Here is a 21,161-nt window from a genome sequence, read left to right as displayed (position 1 = left end):
AGAAAAGCCCATCGATCGGAACGTGTTGGAGCGTCTTTCCCATGCGTTCAGGCTGCGGTGATGCCGGTTGGATCGAGGGGCGCCTTATGAGCCGTGACCGTCGTTCACTGCGCCGTTGCCTGAGATGAAGGAGAGAGAAATTCTCTCAAATTCACGCGTTCGTGACCGCCGAAGCAATCGATGTGGCTAAAATCCGGTCGTGTTGCAGCTTTGTATTTTGCGTGTTGGAATGTTTTCAGAAGAAGACGAGCAGATGCTTCTTCCGCGACTGAGGTTAAATCCTCGTCGTGCATGGATCGAACCGGAGAATATTTATGTCGCAGGACTTCGAGACCACTCGTGAGCTCAGCCTGACCGAACTCGATCAGGTCGGCGGTGGCCAGTCCGCGCTCTCGGTGAGCGTCGGCGGCCTCAACGAATTGATCGACACCGTCCATTCGATCCCGGCCGGAGGCGTCGCGAACGTGCGCGGCCTCGTCGAGGACCTCGCGGGCGGCCTGCTCGGCTCGCTCGGCGGCCTCGCAAGGAAATAGACGGCAGTCAGCCCCGGATCCGGCCAGCAGCCTCAGCATCGGCTGTTGGTCGGACCGAGCCTCGCTGCCCTGATTTGCCTTTTTTCTGCCAAGGTTCGGCTGGGCTCATAACCAGCTCGCGCCCAATTCGGTTGGCCATCCGGCAACCTGACGGCTCGCCGCGCCGGATCCGAATTTCGGCAAGAATACTACGGTGTTGGCGCGTAGCCCCGGATCGAGCGTGGCCGTTTGCAGGCTTCCTCGGTGCCCAAATTTGCCGCCGCGCAACCTTAGCCTGCGGCGTGCTGACGCACATGTCTGGGAAAATGCTGCATTGACAGTGGCTTACGGCGGCTAACTCGCAAGCGCTCGACGGTTTGCCCGGGCAGACGATAGCGGCCCGATGCTGCGGTGCAACGATCCTGAAAACCTCAACGGTATCGGTCGGATGGGCCATCGCTTGCGATGGCTCCGGACGGCCTGGGAAAGATCAGATCCGCCGGACCTGCCATAAACGTGGCAGGAAACTGGGTTGATCCCTGCCTCCGGGAATGGTCCCGTTGATGGGCGACGCGTAACCAGCGCTTCGTGATGAGGTTTGAAGCGGGATATTCTCAAAAGAATACCTTGCTTATAGCCTATCATTTCAGGAGAATATTTATGTCGCAGAACATCGAGACCATCCGTGAGCTCAACGCTTCGGAGCTGGATGCCGTCGGTGGTGGCCTCGGCGTGGGCGTTGGCGCCACGGTGGACCTGAGCCAGGAACTCGGTGCCGTGTCCGGCACGGTCGATCAGGTCGGCGGCCTCGTGAGCGGCCTGCTCGGCACCGTGCTCGGTGCGGTGGGTGGCGTCGTCGGCGGCGTGACCGGCAGCGTCGGCCTCGGCAAGTAAGCCGTATCGCCTCAGCGATCGGCGGCAGCGAGGATCTCCCCTTCCTCGCTGCCGCCTCTTCATTTTCAGCAACTCAAGCGGCGATCGAGGCCACCGGCTCTGCGGCGCGCACGTCATCATCGACATGCGCCTCGAACCGCTTGAAGTTCTCCTTGAACATCCCGACGAGCCGGGTCGCGGTCTCGGCAAAGGCGGCCTTGTTCTGCCAGGTCTTGACCGGAGAGAGCACGTGCGGCTCGACGCCCGGCACGAATTCCGGCACCGCGAGGCCGAAATACGGGTCGCGCCGGAACTCGGCTTTCGAGAGCGAGCCGTCGAGGGCCGCCGAAAGCAGCCGACGCGTCACGCGGATCGGCATGCGCCGGCCGGTTCCGACGGCGCCGCCGGTCCAGCCGGTATTCACCAGCCAGCAATCGACGTGGTGCTTGGCGATCAGCTCGCGCAGCAGGTTGCCGTAGACGCTCGGGTGACGCGGCATGAATGGCGCGCCGAAGCAGGTCGAGAAGGTCGCCTCCGGTCCCGTGAGGCCGCGCTCCGTGCCGGCCACCTTGGCGGTGTAGCCGGACAGGAAGTGGTACATCGCCTCGGCGCCGGTGAGCTTGGCGATCGGCGGCATCACGCCGAAGGCGTCGCAGGTCAGCATCACGATGTTCTTCGGATGCGCGGCCCGGCCCGTGGCGCTGGCATTGGCGATGAAGTCGAGCGGATAGGCACAGCGGGTATTCTCGGTGCGCGAGGCATCGTCGAAATCCGGAATGCGCGAGAGTGGGTCGATGACCACGTTCTCCATCACCGTGCCGAAACGCTCGGTCGTGGCGTAGATCTCGGGCTCGGCGTTGCGGGAGAGCCGAATGGTCTTGGCGTAGCAGCCGCCCTCAAAGTTGAAGATGCCCTCGTTCGACCAGCCATGCTCGTCGTCACCGATGAGCTGGCGCGAAGAATCGTTGGACAGCGTGGTCTTGCCGGTGCCGGAGAGGCCGAAAAACAGGGCCGAGTCACCGGCCTCGTCGAGGGCGGCATTGGCCGAGCAATGCATCGGCATCACGCCCTTACCGGGCAGGATGTAGTTGAGATAGGTGAAGACAGACTTCTTCATCTCGCCGGCATAGGCCGAGCCGCCGATCAGAACGATCTTCTTGGTGAAGTCGATGGCGATGACGGTCTTGGAGCGGCAGCCGTGCCGGGCCGGATCGGCCTGAAAGCTCGGAAGGTCGATGATCGTCATGTCCGGCACGTAGGAGGCGATCGCCTCGCGCTCGGGACGGATCAGCAGGTTGCGGATGAAGAGCGAGTGCCAGGCGAGTTCCGTGAAGACGCGCGCCTTCACACGGTTTGCCGGGTCGGCTCCGCCGAACAGATCCTGCGCGAACAGCTCCTTGCCCTCGGCATGGGCCAGAAAGTCCTGGTAGAGCGTCTCGAACTGTGAAGGGGTGATCGAGCCGTTGTTCTCCCACCAGACCTGATCCTCGGTGGAGGCGTCGCGCACGACGTATTTGTCCTTGGGAGAGCGGCCGGTATGGGCGCCGGTATTGGCGACGATGGCGCCGCCACGGGCGAGTTCGGCCTCGCCGCGCCGCAGGGATTCCTCATAGAGGCGGGGCGCCTCGAGATTCCAATGGACCGCTTCCAGGTTGCGCAGGCCGATCGCTTCCGCGCCATGACCCGCGTTGAAGTCGCCGATGTTGTTCACGTCCGTTTCTCCTCGGGGCCCTGATCGCGGCCTGGATGCTTGTCTTCCGGGGATGTCCGCGCGGTCGTTCAGGTCCGCCGCGCGCAGGTTCACCATCCCGTGATCCTGTCTGGCTTGGGTCGAGGACGGTTTGCCGTCAACTGAACTTTTGGTCGACCACAAATTTTTTTTGTCTCGCCACAGGGTATTCCGGTGAAGGTGACGCTGCGCTGGCGATGCAATCCAGAAAGATTGATTTCAGCCGTCATTCCGGGGCCGCCTTCGGCGCCCCGGAATGACGCAGGTGCCAGGGATGACGGGGCCGCTTTGCGCGAGGGCCGCGGCGTCGTATGCCGCGAGCCGTCCCCTCGCCACACGACGCAAGCCCGCATGCCCCAATCCGTCGCCGGCCCGGAGATCGAGCGCCTGATCCAGCTTCTGGCGCGCATGCCGGGGCTTGGGCCGCGCTCCGCACGACGCGCGGCGCTGCAGCTCATCAAGAAGCGCGACACCCTGCTCGGGCCGCTCGCGGAGGCGATGCGGATCGCCGCCGAGCGCATCGTGGTTTGCTCGTCCTGCGGCAACGTCGATACGAGCGAGCCGTGCACGATCTGCCGCGATGGCAGCCGGGATGCCTCGATGCTGGTGGTGGTCGAGGATGTCTCCGACCTGTGGGCGCTGGAGCGCTCGGGTGCGGTGAGCGCGCGCTACCACGTCCTCGGCGGCGTGCTCTCGGCGCTCGACGGCGTCCGCCCCGAGCATCTCAACATCGAGCGCCTAGTGGAGCGGGCGAGTGATCCGGCGGTGAAGGAGATCATTCTCGCGCTCAACGCTACTGTCGACGGCCAGACGACAGCGCATTACGTCACCGATGCCCTGCGCCATCTCGGCCTGACCATTACCCGCCTCGCCCACGGCGTGCCGGTCGGCGGCGAGCTGGATTACCTCGACGAGGGCACGCTCTCGGCGGCGATCCGGAGCCGGTCGGCGTTCTGAGGGAGCGAGGCCGGCTCGCCTCTCTCGGGGCGATGTCGCGCCGGCGGATCAGGTGGATCGTGGCGAAAGGGCCGAGGCTGCGGACCGCCTCGCAGGCTGGCCACCCGTGCTGGCAGGCGACATCAGCGTATCGATCGCGCGGCCGATCGGCCCGATCCCGGCATAATGGATCATGTGACCGAGCCCGGGCAGGATCTTCAGGGAGCTGCCGCCGATCTCGCCGTGGAGCCGGCGCGACTGCTCGTGAAGGTCGACGACCGCATCGGCACTGCCGCTGAGGATCGCGACGGGGAGCTCTAGCCGGGCATAAGTGTGCTGGAGCTGTTTTGCCGCCGCGTTCATCGTTGAGGCATCCTCCGTCGCGGCACGGAGTTGGGTGGCGCTCATGGCGATCTCGACCGGAAAATCGGTTTCGAACCGCCGCGGCACCATCTCCGGTCGGAACGCGTGCCGGAACGATTGCGCGGCGACGAGCCGTCCCATGGCCGGGTTCATCATGGCGCGAGCGGCATCTCCGATGCCCGGCATCGCCAAGGTTTTGGACATCGTCACGTCGGCGCGCCGGCTCGGGTAATAATAGCCCGAGAGCAGCACGAGACCGCGCAGCTCGCGCAGACCGGACGCGGCCAGGGCCAACGCCACCAGCGTCCCCCAGGAATGCCCGACGACGAGGGGTCGCTTGACCTTCAGCCCAGCCAGCACGTGATGGATCAGCTCCGCCTGCTCCGCGGCGGTCCAGATTTTTGCGCGCGGCCGTCCGGTGTAGCCGAAGCCGGGCCGGTCGATCGCGATCACGCGATAGTGGGTGGCGAGCCGCTCGATGAGGCCGCTGATCAGGAAATCCTCGGCCATGGTGCCGTTCCCGTGCACCAGCACGACCGGCCGTCCCCTGCCCTTGACGATGTAATGGACGCGCAACTGCCTGATCTCGACGAAACGCCCCGGAGGCTTGCGCACCGGCTCCTTGCGGGGCTTGGCGGCGGCTGCGCGTTTACCGGAGGCATTGCTCGGCGCTTTCAGGAGCTTCGCGAGCTGACTCAGGCCGCGACGGGTGGCCCGCTTGGCGCTGCGTCGGGTGCCGAATGGGAACACGGTTGAGCCTGGGGCTGTCGCGGAGTTCGGGGCCTAACTCTACACGGCGAGTATCGCTCCCCGGCGTGCCGGTTTGATGGCGCAGCTATTCGATCGGCGGCATGGCTGTGGCGAGGTTCCTGGATTTGACCGTCCGCGGGGCGGCCCGTATGCGAAAGCCTTGTTTCAGCGCGCCTTCGCGGCGCTGCAATCGAGCCCGCTCTCCGTCATGACCGTTCGACCTCTCGTGATCCTGCCCGATCCCGTCCTGCGCCAGAAATCCGAGCCGGTGACGACGATCACCGACGAGATCCGTGTGCTCGCGCGAGACATGATCGAAACCATGTACGATGCGCCCGGCGTCGGCCTTGCCGCGATCCAGATCGGCGTGGCCAAGCGCGTCGTCACGATCGACACCAATAAGGAGGAAGAGGCCCGCGATCCGACGGTTTTCATCAATCCCGAGATCGTCTGGGCGTCGGAAGAACTGCGCGTCTACGACGAGGGCTGCCTGTCGATCCCAGAGTTCTACGGCGAGGTCGAGCGGCCGGACCGGGTCAAGGTTCGCTATATGAACCTCGATGGCGAGACCGTCGAGAAGGAGGCCGACGGCCTGCTCGCGACCTGCTTGCAGCACGAGATCGACCACCTCAATGGGGTGCTGTTCATCGATCACCTGTCGAAGCTCAAGCGCGACCGGGTCATCAAGAAGTTCGCCAAGGCCGCCAAGCGCGACGCCGCCTGAAGCGGGGCCATAAAGCCATGCACGTCGTTTTCATGGGCACGCCGGACTTCGCCGTGCCGACACTGGCGCGCATCCTCTCCGACGGTCACGAGGTGTCCGCCGTCTACACCCGCGCGCCCGCTAAGGCCGGCCGTGGCATGAGCCTGAGACCATCGCCAGTCCATGCCTTGGCCGAGAGCGAGGGACTCGCGGTGCACACGCCCGTCACGCTTCGGACGGAAGAGGCGGCGCGTGTCTTCGCGGCCCACGAGGCCGACATCGCGGTCGTCGTCGCCTACGGCCTGCTGCTTCCGGAGCCGATCCTCGACGCGCCGCGCCACGGCTGCCTCAACCTGCACGGCTCGCTGCTGCCGCGCTGGCGCGGAGCCGCTCCGATCCAGCGGGCGGTCATGGCGGGCGATGCCGAGAGTGGTGTCGGCGTGATGCGTATGGAGAAGGGACTGGATACCGGCCCGGTCTCGTTCGAAGGGCGCCTGCCGATCACCGAGGGAATGACGGCTGGCGAATTACACGATGCGCTGATGCCGCTCGGCGCCGAGCTGATGAGCCAGGCGCTCGCTGCGTTGGCCGCCGGCGACCTCGCCTTCAGGCCGCAGCCCGATGAGGGCGTGCTTTACGCCCACAAGATCACCAACGAGGAAGCGCGGATCGACTGGGCCCAGCCGGCGAAAGAGATCGCCAACCACATCAACGGGTTGTCGCCCTTTCCGGGAGCGTTCTTCCAGGCCGATCTCGGCAAGGGGGCGGAGCGCGTGAAGGTGCTGCGTGCGGCTCGGGTGGAAGGTTCGGGCACTCCCGGTACGTTGCTCGACGAGGCCTGCACCGTTGCCTGCGGCCAGGGCGCGGTGCGGCTCCTCGAACTGCGCCGCGCTGGCAAGGGCGGGTCTGCGACGGGCTCGGATTTCCTGCGCGGCGCGCGGCTCTTGCCCGGATCGCGCCTCGCCTGATGCCTCGTTACAAGCTGGTCATCGAGTACGACGGAGCCCCGTTCTGCGGCTGGCAGCGCCAGCCGGAAGAAGTGACGGTTCAAGGAGTTGTCGAGGCGGCTGTGCATCGCTTCTCAGGAGAGACGGTGCGTCTCACCTGCGCCGGGCGTACCGATGCGGGCGTTCATGCGATCCATCAGGTCGCCCATCTCGATCTCGCCAAGCCGTGGCGGACCGACACGGTGCGCGACGCCACCAACGCGCATCTGCGCCCCCACCCTGTCTCGATCGTCAGTGCGGAGATCGTCGGCGAGGATTTCGACGCGCGCCATCGGGCGATCCGTCGGCATTACCGCTATCGGATCTTCAACCGGCGTCCGCCGCCGGTGATTGTGAGGGCGCAAGTCTGGCACGTGCCTTGGCCGCTGGATGCCGGCCTCATGCATGAGGCCGGGCGAAGGCTACTCGGGCGTCACGATTTTTCGGCGTTTCGAGCGGCCGAGTGCCAGGCTGCGAGCCCGATCCGCACGCTGGAACAGATGGACATCGAAGTCCGCACCATGGGCCTGCACGACGAGATCGTGGTCGCGACCTCGGCGCGCTCGTTCCTGCACCATCAGGTCCGCTTCATGGTCGGCACGCTGATGCTCGCCGGCTGCAATCGGATCAGCGCCGACGATGTCGCCGAGATCCTCGCCTCGGCCGACCGCAGCCGGTGCGGGCCGATGGCCCCGGCGCAAGGGCTGACCTTCGTCGGCGTCGACTACGAGCCGCCCTTCGGGAAATAGGCTTCCAGCACGCGGGCATAGATTGTGGTCAGCCGCTCGAGGTCGGCCACCGCTACGCACTCGTCGACCTGGTGCATGGTCTCGCCAACGAGGCCGAACTCGATCACAGGGCAGGCATCCTTGATGAACCGGGCATCCGAGGTGCCCCCCGTCGTCGAGAGCTTCGGTGTGAGGCCTGTCTCAGCGGTGATGGCTCTTGAGACCAGGTCCACGAACCTGTCAGGCTCGGTGAGGAAAGCCGGCGAATTCGAGGGCTGAAGGTCAAGGCTGAACCGAACAGCATTGCCAGCGGCCTCTTCGAGGCGCCGACGGATCTCGGCTCCGAGAGTGTGGGCGCTCCAATCGTCGTTGAAGCGGATGTTGAACACTGCCTTCGCGTTCGCCGGGATCACGTTGGTGGCCGGGTTGCCGACGTCGACCGTCGTGAATTCGAGGTTCGACGCATCGAAATGCGCGGTGCCGCCATCCAGCGGCTCGGCGATCAGGGCCGAGCAAAGACGCAACAGGCCGGGGATCGGGTTCTCGGCCCGGTGCGGATAGGCGACATGGCCCTGACGGCCGTGGACGGTGATCGCGCCTGTGAGCGAGCCGCGCCGGCCGATCTTGATCATTTCGCCGAGCCGACTCGGGTTGGTCGGCTCACCGAGCAGACAATGGTCGAAGCGTTCGCCCCGCTCCCGCGCCCAGGCGAGCAGCTTCACCGTACCGTTGATCGCCGGCCCCTCCTCGTCGCCGGTGATCAGGAAGGCGATCGAGCCTGCAAAATCCGGCCGCTCGCGCAGAAAGGCGAGGGTCGCGGCCAGTTTGCAGGCGATCCCGCCCTTCATGTCGACGGCGCCGCGGCCGTAGAGCACGCCATCCGCGACCTCGCCCGAGAACGGGCCATGACTCCAGGCGGAGGGCTCGCCCGTCGGCACGACGTCGGTATGGCCGGCGAAGAGCAGGCACGGGCTGCCCGTGCCGATCCGCGCATAGAGGTTCTCGATGTCCGGCGTACCGGCCTCCGAAAACACCGGCCGCTCGACCTGGAAGCCGACCCCGCTGAGCAGGTCGTCGAGAAAGGAGAGCGCCCCGCCCTCCTCCGGCGTCACGGAGGCACACCGGATCAGCGCCTGGGCGAGCGAGATCGGGGATGGCGGATCGAGGTTCATGCCGTCACCTGCAACACGCATCAATTCCTTGCCTGCGCGTTAAAAAAGCTCGCAAAACACAATTGCATGGGCGCGGATACGCTGGGCTGCGGACAACCCGCAAGAGGTGTTGTGATCCGGGTTGGACCGGGTGATGACAACCTGAGCGAGATCACGTCGTCGCAAGGTGGTGTCTTCATGCGGACGATCCCCCTCTCCCCCTCCTCGTCCGCGCCGCCCATCGCGGAATCGGCCGCGGAGCGCCGCGGTCTCGATCGAAAGACCGTGCTGATCCCGGCCATCGCGGTCTGCCCGGACGGCATCGAGTATCGCTGCGTTCTACGCGACATGTCGACGACCGGAGCCCGGATCGGGATACCGGGCCGCAATCGGCTGCCGCAGCGCTTCAAGCTGGTGACGGGCAATCGACCGAGCGGGTTTCCGATGCGCCTCGCTTGGCAGCGCGGCGACCTCGCCGGACTGATCCTCGAACAGGACGAGGCCGAGCCCGCGCCGAAGGCAGGCTAGATCGAGCCGCGGGGCTGTCGCGAGCGCACCGCATTGGACGCGACTATCGCGCGGGCCGTCGGCTGACTATGTGCCGGATATGGCTCTGTCCTCCGATGAAATCGAACGCTACGCCCGCCACCTCGTCCTGCGCGACATTGGCGGTCCGGGCCAGGCGAAGCTCAAGCAAGCGCGTGTGCTCGTCGTCGGCGCCGGCGGGCTCGGCGCGCCGCTGATCCAGTACCTCGCGGCCGCAGGTGTTGGCACCATCGGCATCGCCGACGACGATGTGGTGTCGCTGTCGAACCTGCAAAGGCAGGTGATCCATCGGACGCCGGATATCGGACGTCCGAAGGTCGAGAGCGCGGCGGAGGCGGTCTCGCTGCTGAACCCGCATGTTCGGATCGAGAGCCATTCCCTCCGCCTCACCGAGGAGAGCGCAGCCACGCTCGCCGCCGAGTACGATGTCGTCGCCGACGGCTCTGACAACTTCGCCACCCGCTACGCCGTCTCCGACGCCTGCTTCCGCGCCAAGCGCCCTCTGGTGACGTCGGCCCTCGGACAGTTCGATGGATCGCTCACCACGATCCGGGCGCACGAGACCGGGCCGGACGGCCAGCCCAACCCGACCTATCGCTGTCTTTTCCCGAACCCACCGCCGAATGGTGCCGTGCCGACATGCGCAGAGGCCGGCGTGCTCGGTGCCCTGGCCGGCGTCATGGGCTCGCTGATGGCGATGGAGGTGATCCGGGCGATCGTGCCCTTCGGCGAGCCACTGGTCGGGCGCCTGCTCATGGTCGACGCCCGCTCGATGCGGTTCGAGACGCTGAGCTACGCCTGGGACCCGGCGAACCCGTTGAGCGGCGAGACCGTGACTCGGTGAAGATCGTCGACAGCAGGCCGGCCAGTGGCCTCGCCGAGTTGCTTGTTGCCGCGCCCCTCAATCCCCGGTCGTCGCATCCAGCGCCCGGCTGAGATCCGCCAGCAGATCCTGCTCGCCCTCAAGGCCGACCGATAGGCGCAGGAGGCCGTTCGTGATGCCGGCCGTCGCCAGGGCCGTGGCATCCATGGCCGCATGGGTCATGGTCGGCGGGTGCGCCACGAGGCTCTCGACCCCGCCGAGGGACTCGGCCAGCGTGAAGATCTGCACCGCTGCGACGAACGAGCGAACCGCTTCGAGTCCGCCGGCGAGCTCGAAGCTGAGCATTGCGCCGAAGCCGCTCTGCTGGGTCTTGGCGAGCGCGTGATCCGGATGGCTCGCGAGGCCGGGATAGTGGACGCGTGCCACGGCGGGGCTGGATTCGAGATAGGCAGCGATCGACGCGGCGGTCTTCTGTTGTTGCTCCACGCGGACGAAGAGCGTCCGGACGCCGCGAAGGGTCAGGTAGGCGTCGAGGGGCGAACCCGTGACGCCGATCGTGTTAGCCCAAGAGGCAAGCTCCTCGCCCACGGCCTTGTCGGCGGCGATCACGGCTCCGCCGATGACGTCGGAATGTCCGTTCAGGAACTTGGTCGTCGAGTGGACCACGAGATCGGCACCGAGACTGATCGGCTGCTGCAGGGCCGGCGACAGAAAGGTGTTGTCGACCACCGCCAGGGCTCCGGCCGCCTTCGCCAGCGCGGTCGTACGGCGGATGTCCACGACCCGCATGAGCGGGTTGCTGGGGGTCTCCACGAGAACGACGCGCGGCTTTTGCGCGAGGGCGGCCGCGAGGGCCTGCTCGTCGGACTGATCGACGAAGGCGACGCGGTAATGCCCGCGCTCCGCGCGCATGCTGAGCAGCCGATAGGTGCCGCCATAACAATCATGCGGCGCGACCAGGAGATCTCCGGGACGCAGGCTCGACAGGGCGAGTTCGAGGGCCGCCATGCCGCTGGACACCATGATCGCCCGCGCACCACCTTCGAGCTTGGCGATGGTGTCCGCGAGTTGGTCGCGGGTCGGGTTGCCCAGGCGCGAATAGTCGTAGGGGCCGGGTTTCTCGAAGGCGGGAAACTTGAAGGTCGTGGAGAGATGAATCGGCGAGATGACGGCTCCGAAGGCCGTGTCCTGCGCAACCCCATTGGTTGCAGCAATGGTTCGCGCTGCGCGTTCCTTCGACATCGGAACGTCCTTTCGCTCTCGAAAACTGACCTCGGCGGCTCTGCCGCCTCTGCTGACCGCGTTCTGTAAACAGAACGATTTGGATGCACAACAGGACAGTCGCGCCGGAGCGACAGTTTCTTCGCAAGCCCTACGGCCGGCTGATTTTTCAATCTAGGAGAGGCTGGGCAGCTGTACCGGCTGCTCGGCATCCAGGCAGCACTTCTTGTACTTCTTGCCGCTGCCGCAGGGGCACGGATCGTTGCGGCCGACATCCTTGAACGGGTTGGTGACCGGCTGGCCGGCCTCTTCCGCCGTCCAGGCGAGCTGCCGGATCGGATCGTCGAGATAGCCGTAGGCCTCGCCCTCGAAGGACTGGAAGCTCGGCGGCTCGGACGTGACCTGGCGCAGGGCACGGCGGAACCACGGCAGGTCGCTGAACTCGTCCGTGATGCGGCCGTCCTTGCGCGCAGCCTCGACGCGCGGAGCGAGTTCCGCCAGGCCGAGATAGGCGATGGCCTGCTCCCAACCAGTCCAGCCGAGGCTATCCTCAACGGCGACCTTGGCCTCGTCGAAGCGGATGATAAGGGTCTTGGCTTGGTCGGGTGCGATACGACCTTCGCGGACGAGAAAACTCATCGCCGTGAAGGCGCTGCTCGTCACGGCGTCGTCGACCGTGCTGTCGAGGATCAGACGGAACAGAGCGTCGGTATCGCCGTCGAAGCTGCCGGCGAGCACGCGCGGCAGGGTGATCGACAGGGCATCGCCGAGCAGCCCGTCGAGGGCCTCCGGATCCTGACGTAAGAGGCGGAGCAGTGGTGCGAAGAGCCTAGTGTCGCGGGCCGCCGCCAGGGCGTGCAAGCCCCAGAACAGCAGGTTCGCCTCGTCGTCGCTCGGCGCGTCCGGATCGTCGGCGAAACCTTCGACGACGCGCAGAACGGCATCGGCCACGAGGTCCGGCGCCGCGATCGCACGCTGGAGCGCATCCCTCGGAAGGAACTTGGCTTCCGAGAGGTGTGCGACGAGAGCTTCGTCCATGGTCGCCTCCTCAGCCGCGCAGGGTCGCCCCGGTCTTCTTGGCGACCTCGGCGACGATCTTGGCGCTCACCGCCTCGATCTCGGCATCGGTGAGCGTACGCTCCACCGGCTGCAGCCGCACGGCGACCGCGATGGACTTCGCATTCTCGGGGATGCCGACGCCCTCGTAGATGTCGAACACGTCGACGCCCGTGATGAGCTTGCGCTCGGCCCCCTGCGCGGCGCGGATCACGTCGGCGGCGGCGACGTCGCGGCCGACCACGAAGGCGAAGTCTCGCGAGACGGCCTGGAGGTCAGACAGTGCCAGCGCCGGCTTCACCTTGGTCGGCTTGTATTTCGGCAGCGGCAGCGCATCGAGGGTGATCTCGAAGGCGACGAGCGTGCCCTTGAGATCGAGCGCCTTCATCGCCTTCGGATGGATCTCGCCGAACCAGCCGACGGGGTTCTTCGGGCCGAATTGCAGCGTGCCGGAGCGTCCGGGATGCAGCCATTCCGGGCCGCCGGCCACGATCTGCAGGCCGCCGGTCTGGATGCCCACAGCCGTGAGCAGCGCCAGCGCGTCGGCCTTGGCTTCGAAGGCGTCGACGACGGGCACTGTGCCGCTCCAATGCCGGCCGGCGCCCGCGTGGCGGGCCGTCCCACGGCGCACGCCGGCGGCACGGATCGTCTGGCCCTCGGGCTGATCGGACTCGAAGCACTGGCCGACCTCGAACAGCGCGACGTCGCCGTAGCCGCGATCGGCATTGGCCTGGGCACCGCGCAGCAGGCCGGGGACGAGGCTCGGGCGCATGTCGGAGAGATCGGATGCAATCGGGTTGGCCAGAGAGAGGTCTGGCCGGCCGCCGCCGAAGAGGTGTGCATCCTCTTGCCGGATGAACGACCAGGTCACGGCTTCGAAAAGCCCCCGACTCGCAAGGGCGCGCTTGGCATTACGGGTGCGCCGCTGAAGCACCGTGAGCTTCGGACCCACGGCGCTCGTCTCCGGCCGCAGCAGGGGTTTCGGCTCGATACGGTCGAGCCCAGCGATGCGGATGATCTCCTCGACGAGATCGGCCTTGCCTTCGACGTCGGGCCGCCAGGACGGCGTCAGCACCTTCACGCGATCGCCGCTGCCGGCGACGTGGAAGCCGAGAGATTCCAACGTCACCTTCATCTCGGCCCGCGACAGCTCGATCCCGGCGAGGCGCCGGACCTCAGTCCAGGGGAAATCGATGACGTGGTCGCTCTCGGGGGGCTCGCCAGCGAAGCTCGTCTGGCTCGCGGTGCCGCCGCAGATGTCGAGGACGAGGCGCGTGGCCGCATCGAGGCCCGGCAGTGTGAAGGCCGGGTCGACGCCGCGCTCGAAGCGGTAGCGCGCATCGGTGATCACGCCGAGGCGGCGGCCAGTGCGGGCGATGTTGCGCGGGTTCCAGAGCGCGGACTCGATCAGTACGTCGGTGGTGGTCTGGTCGCAGCCGGACGCTTCGCCGCCGATGATACCGCCGATCGACTCGACGCCATTCTGGTCGGCGATCACCACAGTCTCGGCATCGAGCCGGTGCGTGCGGCCATCGAGCGCCTTCAGCTCCTCGCCCTCCCGCGCAAGGCGAACCGTCAGGCCGCCAGCAACCTTCTTCGCGTCGAAGACGTGGAGCGGCCGACCGCGGTCGAAGGTGAGGTAGTTGGTGATGTCGACGAGCGCGTTGATCGGGCGTAGCCCGATGGCGCGCAGGCGTGCCTGCATCCAGTCGGGCGACGGGCCGTTCTTCACTCCGCGCACGAGGCGCAGCGTGAAGTAGGGACAGAGATCGCGGTCCTCGCCGAGCTCGATGGCGAGCGGCACCGGGCAGACGCCCTCCCCGCGCAATTGCGGGAAGGCATCGCCCTTGAGCGTGCCGATCCCGGTCGCGGCGAGATCGCGGGCGATGCCGTGGATCGACGCGCAGTCGGAGCGGTTCGGCGTCAGGTTGATCTCGATGACCGGGTCATCGAGCCCGGCAAAGAGCGCGTAGGACATACCGATCGGCGCATCCGCCGGCAGATCGAGGATGCCGTCATGATCTTCGCCGAGACCGAGTTCGGCACCCGAGCAGAGCATGCCGCGGCTCTCGACGCCGCGGATGGTGCCCACCGACAGCGTGATGTTCTTGCCGGGGACGTAGGTGCCGGGCGGCGCGAAGACCGACTTCATGGCCGCCCGCGCATTCGGCGCGCCGCAGACCACCTGCAGCGGCGCCCCGTCGCCGGCATCGACCATGCAGACGCGCAGACGATCGGCGTTCGGATGCTGCTCGGCACTGATGACGTTGGCGACGACATACGGCTTCAGGGCCGCCGCCTTGTCCTCGATGCCTTCTACCTCCAGGCCGATCTTGGTCAGCATCTCGGCGATGGCTTCGAGCGACGCCTCGGTGTCGAGGTGGTCCTTGAGCCAGGAGAGGGTGAATTTCATCGGTGCAGTCTTTCGCGGACGCCAGAGCGGTCCGCCGGGGTTTCAGCCGCGGCTCGTGAGACGATCGTGGGTCAGGCCGTGAGGCCGCCGACGAGGCTCGGCACGTCGAGCGGCCGGAAGCCGTAATGCTCGATCCAGCGGACGTCCGCCTCGAAGAACGGACGAAGGTCCGGCATGCCGTATTTCAGCATGGCGAGGCGGTCGATCCCCATGCCGAAGGCGAAGCCCTGGAACTGGTCGGGGTCGAGCCCGCAATTCTTCAGTACGTTCGGATGGACCATGCCGCAGCCGAGCACTTCCAGCCAGTCGGTGCCCTCGCCGAAGCGGATCTCGCCGCCCTTGCGCGTGCACTGGATGTCGACCTCGGCCGAGGGCTCCGTGAAAGGAAAGAACGACGGCCGGAAGCGCATGCCGACGCTCTCGACCTCGAAGAAGGCGCGACAGAAATTCTCCAGCACCCATTTCAGGTTGGCAATGTTCGCCTGCCGGTCGATCACCAGCCCCTCGACCTGATGGAACATCGGCGTGTGGGTCTGGTCGGAATCGTGCCGATAGGTGCGGCCCGGGATGATGACGCGGATCGGCGGCTCGACCGAGCGCATCGTGCGGATCTGGACCGGCGAGGTGTGCGTGCGCAGCACCTTGCGGCGGCCGAGATGGTCCGGCGCCAGGAAGAAGGTGTCGTGCATCTCCCGTGCGGGATGGCCCTCGGGGAAGTTCAGCGCGGTGAAGTTGTACTCGTCGGTCTCGATGTCCGGGCCTTCAGCGACCGAGAAGCCGAGATCGGCGAAAATCGCGGTGATCTCGTCGATGACCTGGCTGATCGGGTGGATGCGCCCGCTCGCCTCCGGCGCCTCGCGCAGGGGCAGCGTGACGTCGATCCGCTCCGAGGCGAGCCGGGCTTCGAGGGCGGCGCCCTGAAGCGCCTCGCGGCGGGAGCCGAGGGCCGTGGTCACGCGGTCGCGCAGGCCGTTGATGAGCGGGCCGCGCTCCTTGCGCTCGTCCGGCGTCATCGCCCCGAGCGTCTTCAGGAGCTCGGAGACGCTGCCCTTCTTGCCGAGTGCCGAGACGCGGACGGCTTCCAGAGCTGCCTCGTCGGAGGCAGTCTCGATCTGGCCGAGCAGATCGCGTTCGAGGGTATCGAGATCGGTCATCGCTTGTCCGAGGGCGGCGGCTTTCGCGCGCTGCTTTCGCGCTTTGCGCGAAGTCGCGCAAGCGCGGCCAAAAAAAGAAGGCGCGGCGCTGTCGAGCGCCGCGCCTTGTCAGCTCGATGAGCTCGGCTTGGGAGCTCAGGCGGCCTTCTTGGTCTCGGCCGGGAGCGCAGCCTTGGCCTTCTCGACGATGGCGGCAAAGCTCGCCGGCTCGTGGATGGCGATCTCGGACAGCGCCTTGCGGTCGACCTGGATGCCGGCCAGCGCGAGGGCGTTGATGAAGCGCGAATAGGTCAGGCCGTGCTCGCGGACGGCAGCGTTCAGGCGCTGGATCCAGAGGGCGCGGAAGGTGCGCTTCTTATTCTTCCGGTCGCGGTAGGCATACTGCATGCCCTTCTCGACCGCCTGCTTGGCGATGCGGATCGTATTCTTGCGACGGCCGTAATAGCCCTTCGCGGCCTTCAGAACTTTCTTGTGCTTTGCGTGACTGGTCACGCCGCGCTTGACGCGGGCCATGGGAGATCTCCTGGGATTCTAGAAAAACAGATTCAACTGAGGTGAAGAGGATGCATTTTCGCCGGAAAGCGCTCAGCGCTGGTTCGGCAAAAAGTACTTCTTCACGTTGGCGGCATCGCCCTCGAACAGGGTCGTGGTGCCGCGCAGGTTGCGGATCTGCTTCGTCGTCCGCTTGATCATCCCGTGGCGCTTGCCGGCCTGGGCGTACATCACCTTGCCGGTGCCGGTGATCTTGAAGCGCTTCTTGGCGCCCGATTTCGTCTTCAGCTTGGGCATTTGGCTCTCCTAGCGCAAAAGGATGCCGACCGGTGTGACCGGCATTCCTGCGCGAATGATGCTTCTGGAAGCAACGGCAACCGCCACGGCAGCCCTATCGGCCGGGCGGTTCGACGCGGGCGGCTTATGACAGAAAGATTGCGGGGTTTCAACGCGGATCGCGACGCCGGCTACGAACGGTCTATTCGTCCTGTGGCTGCCCGGCCAGCGCCATGAAGGCGGCGAAGCTGTCGGCGGCGAGCGTCACTCCGTCCGCACCGCTCTCTTCGTGATCGACGAACACAACCGCTGGGTTCGCAGGATCGGCGCGAAAGTCGAAGGCCCAGTAATTGCCGCCGGTATCGTCGGCGAAGGGAAACAGGCCGGCCGGATACCGATCTTCCATGCTCCGGTAGCAATCCTCGACGGTGTAGGACGCATCGGACTTCGAGAGGCTCTTCGGCGCCAGTGCCAGAAGTAGCACCCCGAAATTGATCTCGCCTTCGTCGGGCAACACCAGGCCGTCGGTATCGAGCACCTGGCCCTGATGCTCGCAGACGACCTGCCAATAACGGTCGGGCAGTCGTGCCCCGGCGAGGACCTCGAGCCTTGTCCGATCCGTCTCCGTCGGTCGCGCGAAGGCCGTCTGCAGATAGCGCTTCCATTCGCTCATCCCGGAAATCCACACCCAACGGCCAAGCCTGCGGAACCTTAAATCTCAGCCTACGGTTTCGTTCATGTTCGGCTCAGGCCTCGTGCGTACATTCCCCACCAACACCTCGCTTCGTCCTGTCAAGGAGACGTATTCGTGCGCATCGCAATGGTTGCCCCGCTCGCTGAGGCCGTACCGCCCAAGTTCTATGGCGGTACCGAGCGCGTCGTTTCGTGGATCACAGAAGAACTGGTCCGCCAGGGCCATGACGTGACCCTGTTCGCCAGCGGCGATTCCGAGACCTCGGCCAAGCTCGCTGCTTGCCACCCGGAGGGTCTGCGCTTGCTCGGCTATCGTGATCACACCGCGGGTCACCTCGCGATGCTGCACCACGTGCATCGCCGGGCTCACGAATTCGACATCATCCACTTCCACATCGATCTCTTGCAGTATCCGATGTTCGAGGATCTCTATCACAAGACCCTCACCACCATGCACGGCCGTCTCGACGTGCCGGACTTCATGCCGGTCTACAAGACCTTTACCGGCATGCCGCTGGTGTCGATCTCGGACAATCAGCGCGAGCCGATGCCGGAGGATTCCAACTGGCTGGCCACGATCCATCATGGCCTGCCGAAGGAGAACTGCCCGTACTACCCCGAGTCAAAGGGCGGCTACCTCGCCTTCCTCGGCCGTATCTCCCCGGAGAAGCGTCCGGACCGCGCCATCGAGATGGCCAAGCGTTCGGGCATCCCGCTGAAGATCGCCGCCAAGGTCGACAAGGCCGACCAGGATTACTGGGACGACGTCATCGAGCCGATGATTCATCATCCGCTGATCGAGTACATCGGCGAGATCAACGAGGAGCAGAAGAAGGACTTCCTCGGCAACGCGCTCGCCCTCGCTTTCCCGATCGATTGGCCGGAGCCCTTCGGCCTGGTGATGATCGAGGCCATGTCGGCCGGCACGCCGGTGATCGCCTTCCGCAACGGCTCGGTCCCCGAGGTGATCAAGGACGGCGTCGGCGGCTTCGTGGTCGACAACATGGATCAGGCCGTCGAGGCCTGCATGAAGGCCAAGGATCTGTCGCGGGCCGGCGTGCGCAAGCACTTCGAGAGCCAGTTCACCGCCGAGGTGATGGTCAACAAGTACGTCGCCGCCTACGAGCAACTGCTCGCCAACCGCGGCAACGTCGTCGACCTGCCGACGGCGGGCAGCTTCAGCCCGCAATATGGCGAGGTGAACGGCTCGCCCCGTCCCTCGATCAACGTGGCGGCTCTCCCCGCCTGACATTTCATCGGCGCCGGCCCCTCGCCGGCGCCGTTTTTGCTCCTAACTGACGTGTCCGAACTGGGCCGCCGGTCAATCCGGCGGCCTTTATGATTCGCGCCAGGGCGCGGACAGTCTCGGATCATCGCAGCAAAGGGCACTCGGCATGGCAGCAGACGAGGCAGCGGCGAAGGCCAAGGTCATCGTTCCAGACAACACTACGACCCGTCCGAACCTCGGCTTCCAGGACGCCGACGAGGCGCTCCCGCAGTACCATATCGAGACCCAGACCTCGCTCGTGGAGCGGCCGCTGCGGTCACTGAAATACGGCGAGGCCTTCGCGGTTCTCGACACCCACGGCGATATCGGCGTCTTCGCCGGCCCGGACGGGATCTACTTCCAGGATACGCGCTACCTCTCGCGCCTCGCCTTCACTGTCGAGGATCAGCGGCCGTTGATCCTGTCCTCGGTGATGCAGGATGATAACGGCGCGCTCAGCGTCGACATGACCACGCCGGACATCCGGATCGACGCGCAAGACGACACCTCGATCCCGCGCGAGCTGATCGCGATCGAGCGCACCAAGTTCCTGTTCAAGGGCACCTGCTACGACCGCATCGGCCTGCGCAACTACGACACGCGCCGCCGCACCCTGACGATCTGCGTGACCTTCGACGCGGATTTTCGGGACCTCTTCGAGGTGCGCGGCACGAACCGCACGCGGTTCGGCAAGCGCTCTGTCCAGGTGGCGAGCGAGACCACCGTGCAGTTCCGCTACGTCGGCCTCGACGAGATCGTGCGCAGCACCTCGGTGCATTTCGGGCCAACGCCGAAGCGGATCGAGCCGGGCCGTGCCGAGTTCGAGGTAACGATGGACCCGGGGGAGCACACCTCGATGTTCATCCGGGTCGTCTGCGAGTCGCACCGCGCCTTCACCAGCGTGCCGACCGCGCAACGCGCCGGCGAGGATGCCGCTGCGGCACTCTCGCGTGCGGCCGGCAGCGCGGGCGGCGAGCGCCCAACCAAGGGCCTGTCCGAGGGCCGGATCTTCGCTCGAGCCTATCGCGACAACCGGCGCGACCAGCGCCAGCTCACGGCGGGCATCACCACGATCATCTCGTCGAACGACCAGTTCAACGAGTCGCTGTGTAGGGCCACGGCGGATCTCTACATGTTGGCGACCCGGACGCAGGAGGGCGTCTACCCCTTCGCCGGCATTCCCTGGTACTCCACGGTCTTCGGTCGCGACGGCATCATCACCGCGATGATGGCGCTCTGGATCGACCCGAATTTCGGCAAGGGCGTGCTGCGCTTCCTGGCCGCGACCCAGGCCAAGACCATCGATCCCGCCGCCGACGCCCAGCCCGGCAAGGTGCTGCACGAGACCCGTCGCGGCGAGATGGCGATGCTCGGCGAGGTGCCGTTCCGCCACTATTACGGGACCATCGACGGCACCCCGCTCTTCGTGATGCTGGCCGCCGAGTATTACAACGTCACCGGCGATCTCGACACGATCAAGCACATCTGGCCGGCACTCGAACTCGCGCTGGAGTGGATCGACACATACGGCGACCGCGATGGCGACGGCTTCGTGGAATACATCCGCGAGACCGAGAACGGCCTGGCCAACCAGGGCTGGAAGGACAGCCACGACTCGATCTTCCACACTGACGGCAGCATGGCCAAGGCGCCGATCGCGCTGTGCGAGGTTCAAGGCTACGTCTACGCCGCCAAGAAGGGCGCGGCGAAGCTCGCGGTCCTGACCGGACACCCGGACCTCGCCATCAAGCTCGAGCGGCAGGCCCACGCCCTGCGCGAGGCCTTCGACAAGGCATTCTGGAACGACGAGATCGGCACCTACGTGCTCGCGCTCGATGGCGACAAGCGACAATGTGCCGTGCGCTCGTCCAATGCCGGCCACGCCCTGTTCACGGGCATCGCGAAGCCCGAGCGTGCGCAGCAGGTGGCCGACCAGCTCCTCTGCAACGACGGCTACAACGGCTGGGGCATCCGCACGATCGCCAAGGGCGAGGCGCGCTACAATCCGATGTCGTACCACAACGGCTCGATCTGGCCGCACGACAACGCCATGATCGCCATGGGCTTTGCCCGTTACGAACTGAAACCGGAGGCCACCCGCGTCTTCCAGGGTCTGTTCGACACCTCGCTCTACCAGGACCAGAAGCGTCTGCCGGAGCTGTTCTGCGGCTTCATGCGCCGCCGCCAGCGCGGGCCGGTGAACTACCCGGTCGCCTGCTCGCCGCAGGCTTGGGCGGCGGCGACGCCCTTCGCGCTGCTCGCCTCCTGTCTCGGCCTGGAGATCGTGCACGACAAGAACCGCATCCGGCTGCGCAACCCAATGCTGCCGCGCTTCCTCGACGCGGTGACGCTCTACAACCTCAAGCTCGGCAACTCGCGGGTGGATCTGCGCGTTCACCGGCACGGCGACGACGTCACCGTCGCCGTCGAGCGGCGGGTCGGCGACGTGCAGATTTCGTTGTTGAAGTAGGGCCTCTCCCCGCCCCCAC

At 66.1% G+C, this 21,161-nt stretch carries 21 protein-coding genes; 10 read left to right on the top strand and 11 right to left on the bottom strand.

Annotation, left to right across the window (positions count from 1 at the left end):
- Positions 1-104: 104 nt before the first annotated feature.
- Entirely contained in the window at positions 105-293 is a 189-nt protein-coding gene (locus tag GGR33_RS16780) for a hypothetical protein (protein ID WP_183507278.1), read from the bottom strand.
- A gap of 21 nt (positions 294-314) precedes the next feature.
- Between GGR33_RS16780 and GGR33_RS16775 the strand changes: the two genes are divergently transcribed.
- Positions 315-533 (top strand): hypothetical protein, encoded by a 219-nt coding sequence (locus tag GGR33_RS16775; RefSeq protein ID WP_183507276.1) that lies wholly within the window; start codon positions 315-317, stop codon positions 531-533.
- Positions 534-1,172: 639 nt separating this feature from the next.
- On the top strand, positions 1,173-1,406 hold the full coding sequence (locus GGR33_RS16770; protein WP_183507273.1) for a hypothetical protein: 234 nt from the start codon (positions 1,173-1,175) through the stop codon (positions 1,404-1,406).
- A 73-nt stretch (positions 1,407-1,479) separates the two neighbouring features.
- Here GGR33_RS16770 and GGR33_RS16765 read toward each other — a convergent pair whose 3' ends face one another.
- On the bottom strand, positions 1,480-3,096 hold the full coding sequence (locus GGR33_RS16765; protein WP_183507271.1) for a phosphoenolpyruvate carboxykinase: 1,617 nt from the start codon (positions 3,094-3,096) through the stop codon (positions 1,480-1,482).
- A gap of 369 nt (positions 3,097-3,465) precedes the next feature.
- Here GGR33_RS16765 and recR point away from each other — a divergent pair, with 369 nt between their 5' ends.
- The gene (gene recR, locus GGR33_RS16760) at positions 3,466-4,071 is read left to right on the top strand and encodes a recombination mediator RecR (RefSeq protein ID WP_183507269.1); all 606 of its coding nucleotides are present in this window, start codon (positions 3,466-3,468) and stop codon (positions 4,069-4,071) included.
- 48 nt (positions 4,072-4,119) lie between these two features.
- Here the strand turns inward: recR and GGR33_RS16755 are convergent, their stop codons facing one another.
- Positions 4,120-5,163, bottom strand: coding sequence for an alpha/beta fold hydrolase (locus tag GGR33_RS16755; RefSeq protein ID WP_183507267.1), 1,044 nt, complete (start codon positions 5,161-5,163; stop codon positions 4,120-4,122).
- A gap of 208 nt (positions 5,164-5,371) precedes the next feature.
- On the opposite strand from GGR33_RS16755, the gene GGR33_RS16750 reads away from it, so the two are divergent.
- From GGR33_RS16750 to truA, 3 genes are read left to right on the top strand one after another with little or no spacing between them, the layout of a single operon-like run.
- Complete coding sequence (locus tag GGR33_RS16750; protein WP_183507265.1) at positions 5,372-5,887, top strand: peptide deformylase; 516 nt, start codon at positions 5,372-5,374, stop codon at positions 5,885-5,887.
- 17 nt (positions 5,888-5,904) lie between these two features.
- Complete coding sequence (gene fmt, locus GGR33_RS16745) at positions 5,905-6,834, top strand: methionyl-tRNA formyltransferase (RefSeq protein ID WP_183507263.1); 930 nt, start codon at positions 5,905-5,907, stop codon at positions 6,832-6,834.
- The gene (truA, locus tag GGR33_RS16740; protein ID WP_183507261.1) at positions 6,834-7,601 is read left to right on the top strand and encodes a tRNA pseudouridine(38-40) synthase TruA; all 768 of its coding nucleotides are present in this window, start codon (positions 6,834-6,836) and stop codon (positions 7,599-7,601) included. Before fmt ends, truA begins: the two co-directional genes overlap by 1 nt.
- On the opposite strand, the gene dapE is transcribed toward truA, so the two are convergent.
- Complete coding sequence (gene dapE / locus GGR33_RS16735; protein ID WP_183507259.1) at positions 7,577-8,752, bottom strand: succinyl-diaminopimelate desuccinylase; 1,176 nt, start codon at positions 8,750-8,752, stop codon at positions 7,577-7,579. The two genes, truA and dapE, sit on opposite strands and share 25 nt — an antisense overlap.
- A gap of 177 nt (positions 8,753-8,929) precedes the next feature.
- On the opposite strand from dapE, the gene GGR33_RS16730 reads away from it, so the two are divergent.
- Both GGR33_RS16730 and GGR33_RS16725 read left to right on the top strand, forming a co-directional pair.
- Positions 8,930-9,259, top strand: coding sequence for a PilZ domain-containing protein (locus tag GGR33_RS16730; RefSeq protein WP_183507257.1), 330 nt, complete (start codon positions 8,930-8,932; stop codon positions 9,257-9,259).
- Positions 9,260-9,338: 79 nt separating this feature from the next.
- Positions 9,339-10,121 (top strand): HesA/MoeB/ThiF family protein, encoded by a 783-nt coding sequence (locus tag GGR33_RS16725; RefSeq protein WP_183507256.1) that lies wholly within the window; start codon positions 9,339-9,341, stop codon positions 10,119-10,121.
- 57 nt (positions 10,122-10,178) lie between these two features.
- Here the strand turns inward: GGR33_RS16725 and metB are convergent, their stop codons facing one another.
- The 7 genes from metB to GGR33_RS16690 all read right to left on the bottom strand — a co-directional run bounded on the left by metB (position 10,179) and on the right by GGR33_RS16690 (position 17,385).
- Positions 10,179-11,342, bottom strand: coding sequence for a cystathionine gamma-synthase (gene metB / locus GGR33_RS16720; protein WP_183507254.1), 1,164 nt, complete (start codon positions 11,340-11,342; stop codon positions 10,179-10,181).
- Between the two features lie 153 nt (positions 11,343-11,495).
- Positions 11,496-12,359: a DUF1186 domain-containing protein gene (locus GGR33_RS16715; RefSeq protein WP_183507252.1), complete on the bottom strand. Its 864-nt coding sequence runs from the start codon at positions 12,357-12,359 to the stop codon at positions 11,496-11,498.
- Between the two features lie 10 nt (positions 12,360-12,369).
- Complete coding sequence (gene pheT, locus GGR33_RS16710) at positions 12,370-14,790, bottom strand: phenylalanine--tRNA ligase subunit beta (protein WP_183507249.1); 2,421 nt, start codon at positions 14,788-14,790, stop codon at positions 12,370-12,372.
- Positions 14,791-14,861: 71 nt separating this feature from the next.
- Positions 14,862-15,944: a phenylalanine--tRNA ligase subunit alpha gene (gene pheS, locus GGR33_RS16705; protein WP_183507247.1), complete on the bottom strand. Its 1,083-nt coding sequence runs from the start codon at positions 15,942-15,944 to the stop codon at positions 14,862-14,864.
- A 135-nt stretch (positions 15,945-16,079) separates the two neighbouring features.
- The gene (rplT, locus tag GGR33_RS16700; protein WP_147047232.1) at positions 16,080-16,457 is read right to left on the bottom strand and encodes a 50S ribosomal protein L20; all 378 of its coding nucleotides are present in this window, start codon (positions 16,455-16,457) and stop codon (positions 16,080-16,082) included.
- Positions 16,458-16,529: 72 nt separating this feature from the next.
- Complete coding sequence (gene rpmI / locus GGR33_RS16695) at positions 16,530-16,733, bottom strand: 50S ribosomal protein L35 (RefSeq protein WP_056244427.1); 204 nt, start codon at positions 16,731-16,733, stop codon at positions 16,530-16,532.
- 181 nt (positions 16,734-16,914) lie between these two features.
- Positions 16,915-17,385, bottom strand: coding sequence for an SMI1/KNR4 family protein (locus GGR33_RS16690; RefSeq protein WP_183507245.1), 471 nt, complete (start codon positions 17,383-17,385; stop codon positions 16,915-16,917).
- A gap of 135 nt (positions 17,386-17,520) precedes the next feature.
- Here GGR33_RS16690 and GGR33_RS16685 point away from each other — a divergent pair, with 135 nt between their 5' ends.
- On the top strand, positions 17,521-18,654 hold the full coding sequence (locus tag GGR33_RS16685; protein ID WP_183507244.1) for a glycosyltransferase family 4 protein: 1,134 nt from the start codon (positions 17,521-17,523) through the stop codon (positions 18,652-18,654).
- 145 nt (positions 18,655-18,799) lie between these two features.
- The gene (locus GGR33_RS16680) at positions 18,800-21,142 is read left to right on the top strand and encodes an amylo-alpha-1,6-glucosidase (RefSeq protein ID WP_183507242.1); all 2,343 of its coding nucleotides are present in this window, start codon (positions 18,800-18,802) and stop codon (positions 21,140-21,142) included.
- The last annotated feature ends 19 nt before the right edge of the window (positions 21,143-21,161 follow it).

This window comes from Methylobacterium brachythecii (assembly GCF_014196345.1).
GTDB classification, from domain to species: Bacteria; Pseudomonadota; Alphaproteobacteria; order Rhizobiales; family Beijerinckiaceae; genus Methylobacterium; species Methylobacterium brachythecii.
This window is presented reverse-complemented; position numbering and strand designations above follow the sequence as displayed.